Source organism: Allokutzneria sp. NRRL B-24872 (assembly GCF_002155965.1).
GTDB lineage: Bacteria > Actinomycetota > Actinomycetes > Mycobacteriales > Pseudonocardiaceae > Allokutzneria.
This window is the reverse complement of record NZ_MUMH01000459.1, coordinates 1-590: the sequence shown is the minus strand read 5'-3', so window position 1 is coordinate 590 and position 590 is coordinate 1. Positions and strand designations below refer to the sequence as shown.

1 pseudogene is annotated in these 590 nt (G+C 71.9%); it reads right to left on the bottom strand.

The features are described 5' to 3' along the window. A pseudogene (locus CCN37_RS38665) lies at nt 1-590 on the bottom strand (thiolase domain-containing protein); the annotation flags it as partial.

Below are 590 nucleotides of genomic sequence, written 5' to 3'. Positions count from 1 at the left end.
TGCGCATCGCCGTCGCGTGGATCCAGGCGGCACCGCCTTCGACGGCGTCCCCGGCGGCCTCGTCACCGAGCACCATCGCGCACGCGCCGTCCGACGACGGGCACGTCTCGTCGTAGCGGATCGGGTCCCACAGCATCTGCGACTTCTGCACCGACTCGACGGTGATGTCGGCCTGCCTCAGGTGCGCGAAGGGGTTGAGAGCGCCGTTGCGGCGGTCCTTCGCCGCGACGATCGCGCCGACGTGCTCGGGCGCGCCCGAGCGGCGGATGTAGGAGGGCACGTGCGGCGCGAAGTAGCCGCCCGCGCCGGCGCCGACCGGCATCTGGAACGGCGGCAGGATCGACAGGCCCCACATCGCGTTCGACTCGGACTGCTTTTCGTACGCCACGGTCAGCACGCGGCGGTGCACGCCGGACTGGATCAGCGACGCGGCGACCAGCGCCGTCGACCCGCCGACCGAACCCGCGGTGTGCACGCGCAGCAGTGGTTTCCCGGTGGCGCCCAGGGCATCGGCGAGGAACAGTTCGGGCATCATGACGCCCTCGAACAGGTCCGGGGCCTTGCCGAGGACGACGGCGTCGATGTCGGCC